Annotated in this window: 7 protein-coding genes; 5 read left to right on the top strand and 2 right to left on the bottom strand. The window is 38.6% G+C overall.

From position 1 onward, the window contains the following. The first annotated feature begins 138 nt into the window (after positions 1-138). Both FN808_RS16550 and FN808_RS16545 read left to right on the top strand, forming a co-directional pair. Positions 139-504, top strand: a complete 366-nt coding sequence (locus FN808_RS16550) for a hypothetical protein (protein ID WP_142715729.1) — start codon at positions 139-141, stop codon at positions 502-504. 759 nt (positions 505-1,263) lie between these two features. After that, the gene (locus tag FN808_RS16545; RefSeq protein WP_142715728.1) at positions 1,264-2,667 is read left to right on the top strand and encodes a Glu/Leu/Phe/Val family dehydrogenase; all 1,404 of its coding nucleotides are present in this window, start codon (positions 1,264-1,266) and stop codon (positions 2,665-2,667) included. Positions 2,668-2,709: 42 nt separating this feature from the next. Here the strand turns inward: FN808_RS16545 and folE are convergent, their stop codons facing one another. After that, entirely contained in the window at positions 2,710-3,318 is a 609-nt protein-coding gene (folE, locus tag FN808_RS16540; RefSeq protein WP_142715727.1) for a GTP cyclohydrolase I FolE, read from the bottom strand. Positions 3,319-3,346: 28 nt separating this feature from the next. Next, positions 3,347-4,033: an FAD-binding oxidoreductase gene (locus FN808_RS16535; RefSeq protein ID WP_142715726.1), complete on the bottom strand. Its 687-nt coding sequence runs from the start codon at positions 4,031-4,033 to the stop codon at positions 3,347-3,349. Positions 4,034-4,220: 187 nt separating this feature from the next. On the opposite strand from FN808_RS16535, the gene FN808_RS16530 reads away from it, so the two are divergent. From FN808_RS16530 to FN808_RS16520, 3 genes are all read left to right on the top strand, one after another. Beyond that, complete coding sequence (locus FN808_RS16530; RefSeq protein ID WP_221930089.1) at positions 4,221-4,760, top strand: DUF4142 domain-containing protein; 540 nt, start codon at positions 4,221-4,223, stop codon at positions 4,758-4,760. Continuing rightward, positions 4,723-5,094, top strand: a complete 372-nt coding sequence (locus tag FN808_RS16525) for a plastocyanin/azurin family copper-binding protein (protein ID WP_350354195.1) — start codon at positions 4,723-4,725, stop codon at positions 5,092-5,094. Before FN808_RS16530 ends, FN808_RS16525 begins: the two co-directional genes overlap by 38 nt. Before the next feature lie 348 nt (positions 5,095-5,442). Then, positions 5,443-6,033: a MarC family protein gene (locus FN808_RS16520; protein ID WP_142715724.1), complete on the top strand. Its 591-nt coding sequence runs from the start codon at positions 5,443-5,445 to the stop codon at positions 6,031-6,033. Positions 6,034-6,085 lie beyond the last annotated feature (52 nt).

Below are 6,085 nucleotides of genomic sequence, written 5' to 3'. Positions count from 1 at the left end.
TTTCTTGTAGTTTATCTAGTTCTTTTTGTGTCATGATTTGTCTAAGTTAGTAGATTTTAAATTACCAACCTAGACAGAGTTAGATTTACACTCTCAAGATATTTCCCAATACCAACCCCATAAATCAAAAAAATAACGATGATTACAATTCTATCTTTTTTATTCACTGCCGCATTGATTCTAATCCCTACAGACTGGCTATCAGGCCTATTGGCTCCAAATAATCTGGCTGAAATCGGCGTGGTTATTCTAGGAATAATTGCCCTGTCGGCCTCCGTTCAGATCCGTAGCCTGTTTGAGAAAGCCCAAAATATCCTGCGAATATTTGCCCAATATTCCGATCCTAAAAGTGAGCAAGGAAGTAAGCTCTCTCCCAAAGAAAAGGAGCGCCTTCTGGATCTATTTCTCCATGAACTACGAATTGTTATTAATCAATTTGGCGGAAGAATTTTAATTAGAGTAGGTGGATTGATTCGGAAGGTGTTCAATAAACTATTTGGGTAGTTTGAATCTACTTTGAAAGCAAAAAATCATTGCATATTACCCTTCTTTTTATTTTTCCAATAATCATAGGCTATGGGAATAAAAAAGATTAATAATGCAGCTATACCTATAATTGTAGTAATAAAATCCATATCTATTTAAATATTTTGTTAGTTTAAATGATCCTACCTGACCACAAAATTTGCTCCAATTACCAAAGTGACCTTATCTTCCAATTGTTTCATGATATTCACCTGTTTTCTTGGAGCTTTCCTTTTTGTACTACTATCAAGTAACTCTTTATTCTTCCTAAATTCATTGATTTTTGCTAATAAAACCCCTTAATATATATCAATAGAAAGACCCAACCTCACAGGCTTTTAATACCCGGAAAAGTTTAGGCTTTGGGTCGCCAGTATTATAGTACTATTTATGCTATAACATCTGGCTAAGCCATTATTTCTCTTCTTAGATTAAGCTTGTGGAGTAAAGATGCGTAATTAATCCTTTTACTACTGAATTTGTTGATGTTCCCAGGATATAATGCTCAGATAATGGGGAAATAATCGGTTGGCTTCTTGATCGTCTGCTGGATAGAATTTTTTCTCAATTAAATCCCAGAAAGTCAATATAGAAACCTAAAATAGAAGCATTCTATTCTATTATTTACCCTCCTAATAGGTTGACTCTCTACCCCTATTTCCCGATGATGCCGCATTTCCCAATCGGGAATAAACCATAATTATAACTTAACTTTAAATATTTTGGATAGAGGTTTCTATGTCCACCTACAATTTTTTTAACGAAGTAAACACATCCTTTGATCTGGCAGCCAAACATTCGAAATATGACCAAGGGTTGCTTGATCAAATCAAAATCTGCAATAATATATATCACATCACCTTCCCTTTAGAGCGTGATGATGACTCCATTGAAGTCATACACGGCTGGAGGGTTGAACACAGCCATCACAAGTTACCTACCAAAGGTGGTATCCGCTACAGCACAACCGTTAATGAAGACGAAACCATGGCGTTGGCCGCACTTATGACGTATAAGTGTGCTGTTGTTGATGTTCCATTCGGGGGCGCAAAAGGCGGTATCAAAATTGACAAGTCTCGTTTTTCAGATGCTGAGCTTGAACGAATTACCCGTCGTTACACCTACGAACTGATCAAAAAGGGATTTATTGGTCCTGGCTCTGATGTTCCTGCCCCAGACTATGGGACAAGTGAACGAGAAATGGGATGGATCCTCGACACCTATCGTCAGCTGGAATCTGATTTGAATGCTGAAGCCTGTGTCACGGGTAAACCTATTTCACAGGGCGGCGTTCGCGGGCGTTCCGAAGCAACCGGTCGCGGTGTTTACTATGGCATTCGAGAAGCTTGCCGTAATGCTGATGACATGAAAGAACTTGGCCTTGATCCCGGTCTTGAGGGGAAAACATTTGTAATACAAGGCCTTGGAAATGTAGGCTATGCCGCTGCTAAAAACATGATTAGTCACGGTGCAAAAATGATTGGTGTCGCCGAAATTGAAGGTTCAATTTATGATGCCAACGGGATTGACCTGGAAGGGCTTATGGCTTATCGTAAAGAAAATGAATCCATGATTGGATTTGGTGATACGAAAGAATTAGAGGATAACACTGCTGTGTTGAAAGCGGAGTGTGATATTCTTATCCCGGCCGCCCTTGAAAATCAGCTGCATGATTGGAATGCATCTGAAATTAAGGCTAAAATTATTGCAGAGGCAGCCAATGGACCCACAACCTCTGAAGCTCATCAAATATTTAAAGAACGGGGCAAATTGGTAATACCCGACATGTACCTCAATGCCGGTGGTGTTACCGTTTCCTACTTCGAATGGTTAAAAAATCTTTCTCACGCCCGGTTTGGACGAATGGAAAAGCGATTCGAGGAAAATAGCTATCGCAAAATCCTCAAAGTTGTTGAGGACATCTCAGATCGTAATTTTACGGAAGATGAGATGAAACAACTTGCTAATGGAGCTGATGAATACGACCTGGTCGATTCCGGATTGGAAGAGACGATGATCAATTCTTATCAGCAACTCAACGAGCTCCGTAAAAAACACGATATCGACCTGCGTACATCAGCCTATCTCAATGCCATTGAGAAAGTTGGTGTTATATACGAACAAATGGGTATCTTTCCATAGGTTACCTATTGAAAGGGTCCCAATGTCTAGGGACCCTTTTTATTACTCAATAGAGGTTAAAAACTCCTTTCTGATTTCCGCCTTTTCAAATTTACCGCTATAATAGCTCGTTTGTGTGGTACTGTTTGTATCTTTGACACCTCTTGATGCAACACACAAATGGTCTGCTTCAATCAGAATAGCAATGTCATCTGTTTCGAGCGAATCTTTAAGTGCATCTGCAATTTCCATGGTAAGTTTTTCTTGCACTTGAGGGCGACGAGCAAAGTGCTGAACGAGTCTATTAATTTTTGATAGCCCCACCACCTTCTCTGAAGGATAGTATGCCACATGTGCTTTTCCAATAATGGGTACAAAGTGATGGGCACAATACGAAAATAAGGTAATATCCTTTTCAATGAGCATTCCGCTGTATTTATAAGAATTGTCAAATGCGGTCATTTCTGGGAAGTTATCATCATTCAAACCGCTAAAAATCTCATTGACATACATCTCGGCAACTCTCCGGGACGTATCTTCAAAGGTGTCATCGGTGAGATCCAGCTCTAAGACCTGCATGATTTTTGAGAAGTAAAATTGGATGTATTCCACCTTTTCTTGCTCAGATAAATTGTTAAGATCCTTATCAATACCGTTAAGAATTTTCTCCATTTCGTAGATAATTTATTTGTCTAATAAGTTATTGTTCAAATACAAGGGCCGATGGCTCTGCACCCAACTCTTTTAAATATTGGATCATTGATTTGTTGAATGGTGGTGGGCCACAGACATAAAAGTTCTGATCAAAATCATCGATGGCACCTTCCAAGTACTCTTTATCGATAAATCCACTAAGGTACGTCAATCTAGGATTACCATGTGCCTCCGGTTTCGTCTGGGTAATAACATTAATAAAATTATCTCCTAATATATTATTCAATTCTTCTCTGAGAATAATATCCTGCTCCGACTTATTTGCAAATATAAGCTTATTAGTTGACAGGTTATCCGTTTTGTAAAGATGACGGAAGATCGCAATAAATGGTGTAACGCCAGCACCGCCAGCCAAGAAAACACCGGGCCCGTCATACTGGATCGTACCCCAAGAATCGCCAATTAACAACCGATCTCCCTTCTTAAGTTTGTCAAGCTCATTGGTTACTCCTCCGTGGTCTTGATATATCTTTATCGTAAACTCAAGATTCTCATCTTCCGGAAGAGAGGTAAAAGTAAATGGACGCTTTTCTTCTCTCCAGCCTTTTTTGTCAATTGAAACCTCTGTTGCCTGCCCGGGCGTAAAAGTATAGCCGTTGGGCCTGTCAAGAGTAAAACGTTTTACGTCATGTGTTACCTGTTGAATATCTACAATCGTTATTGATTCAGCCATTCTTATAGAATTTGGTTAACTATCATTGATCAGTTAGATCGATTATTACAGGCTTGGGTTACAAACTTTTTTGATGACTTAAATGACAGACTATTACCCATAGATGTTTTTTTGTAACCGATTTGCTAAGCATTGATCTAATGGGTGAGATCAACAAATTACGTTAACCATAAACCAACAGAAAATTATGGATAGCACACAAAAAGTAATGACCAGCTTCGTAATACTACTTTTAATGTTGGCATCAAATATACATGCACAGTCCAACAATAAATTCAATGATGCCGAAATTGCCGCAATAGCTGTAGCTGCAAACGAGATAGATATCAAATATGCAGAAATAGCTAAGGAAAAAAGCAACAATAACGAAATTCTTGGCTTTGCCAATACGATGATCCAAGATCACAATGCCGTTATTGAGAAAGCCGTCGAATTGGTAAATGAGCTGGGTGTCAAACCCCAGCCGAACTCATTAAGTAAAAAGTTGAACTCGGATGCGGAAGAGACCAGAAAAATGCTACGTTCCAAAGAAGGGAAAGCATTTAACAAGGCTTACATAGACAATGAAGTGGCATACCACAAAGCAGTGATTGACGCCATTCGTAATGTTCTTATACCTGACACTGCAAACAACCAACTTAAAGAGCTCCTTGAAGCCGTTCTACCTGCTCTTGAAACCCATCTTGAGCATGCAAAAACTGTTCAACAAAATATTGCAGACCAATAGGTTTATGAGAAGTTCTATTATTTCAATCCTTCTCTGTTTAGTAATAGTTTTATGCGTTAACTGCAATTCCAAGCAATCGAATAGTGAAACCCACATTGTGGAAATCAGGCAAATGAAGTTTGTGCCGGCAAAAATTGAAGTTGCTCCGGGCGATTCTGTAAAGTGGATTAACAGAGACATTGTTGCCCATAACGTAGCCGAAGAAACTGATAATCTTTGGAAATCTACTGAACTGCAAAATGGCGATACCTATACCATTGAGATAAAGGGAAAAGCATCCTACCTTTGCACTATACACCCCGTTATGAAGGGAAAAGTAATACTTAAAAAATAGGTTACTTCCCATACATCCCACCCAGCCAAAAAAGCTGGAACATGGTCCTGGCAATTCCAGCCAGGACCTTTAATATATTTAATACCAATTTGTGATAATGTTTATATCAACCATCTTCCTAATCATTATAGCAACTATCCTTGCTGGATATTTATTCTTTTTAGCTCTGCAAAAACATAACAATTTAAGTATCTCCTATATTTTGACCATTATTGTTATATATTTTTTTATTCTTTCAAGCTATCTGAAATCTGGAGAATCTTTATTCATTATAACCTCATTAGTTTTTATCATCATTTTTCAAGCTATAAGCATATTTTTTAACTGGTACTATACTGCTAATAAGTCATGACTCTAGTATCTGCAGCTATTCTTCTTTTCTTGGTAATGGATCCGGTCGGTAATATATCATTCTATATAGCCGAACTTAAAAAGGTTAAAGTTGACCGTATAAATACTATTGTAATCAGGGAACTGCTTATTGCCTTAACAGTACTGTTGGGTTTTCTATTTATAGGGAAATACTTCATGCAGGTATTACCCATCTCGCAGCCGGCTCTTACGGTTGGAGGTGGCGTTATTTTATTTTTGATTGCCATAAAAATGGTCTTTCCCTCCGAAGACAGCTCATTGCAAGTAAATGTAGGAGGCGAACCGTTCATTGTTCCTTTAGCCATACCCTATGTTGCGGGTCCGTCAGCATTAGCAACAGAGTTACTTTTAATGAGCCAAGAGCCTGCACGATGGCCCGAGTGGCTTCTTGCTGTATTTTTAGCATGGCTGGCCAGTAGCATCATCATCTATTTTGGTAGTAACCTCAAACGATTCTTAAGCGAAAAAGGGTTGGTTGCCATTGAGCGACTTATGGGATTGGTGCTTATTACCATATCCATTGAAATGCTGATGACTGGAATTCAAAAATTTGTATCTAATATCTGATAACGCCTAGATGCAAATTGGCAATCGTTTAAGCAGCTGTCTATCTTTGGCA

Origin of the sequence: Fodinibius sediminis (assembly GCF_900182555.1) — a bacterium.
Classification (GTDB): domain Bacteria; phylum Bacteroidota; class Rhodothermia; order Balneolales; family Balneolaceae; genus Fodinibius; species Fodinibius sediminis.
The sequence above is the reverse complement of the archived record's forward strand: the minus strand, read 5'-3'. Positions and strand labels throughout refer to the sequence as shown.

Excerpts from the sequence above, each read along its gene's own strand:
- folE (WP_142715727.1), bottom strand. The coding sequence starts at position 3,318 with ATGGAGAAAATTCTTAACGGTATTGATAAGGATCTTAACAATTTATCT.
- FN808_RS16525 (WP_350354195.1), top strand. The coding sequence starts at position 4,723 with ATGCAAAAACTGTTCAACAAAATATTGCAGACCAATAGGTTTATGAGA.
- FN808_RS16535 (WP_142715726.1), bottom strand. The coding sequence starts at position 4,033 with ATGGCTGAATCAATAACGATTGTAGATATTCAACAGGTAACACATGAC.
- FN808_RS16530 (WP_221930089.1), top strand. The coding sequence starts at position 4,221 with ATGGATAGCACACAAAAAGTAATGACCAGCTTCGTAATACTACTTTTA.
- FN808_RS16550 (WP_142715729.1), top strand. The coding sequence starts at position 139 with ATGATTACAATTCTATCTTTTTTATTCACTGCCGCATTGATTCTAATC.
- FN808_RS16545 (WP_142715728.1), top strand. The coding sequence starts at position 1,264 with ATGTCCACCTACAATTTTTTTAACGAAGTAAACACATCCTTTGATCTG.
- FN808_RS16520 (WP_142715724.1), top strand. The coding sequence starts at position 5,443 with ATGACTCTAGTATCTGCAGCTATTCTTCTTTTCTTGGTAATGGATCCG.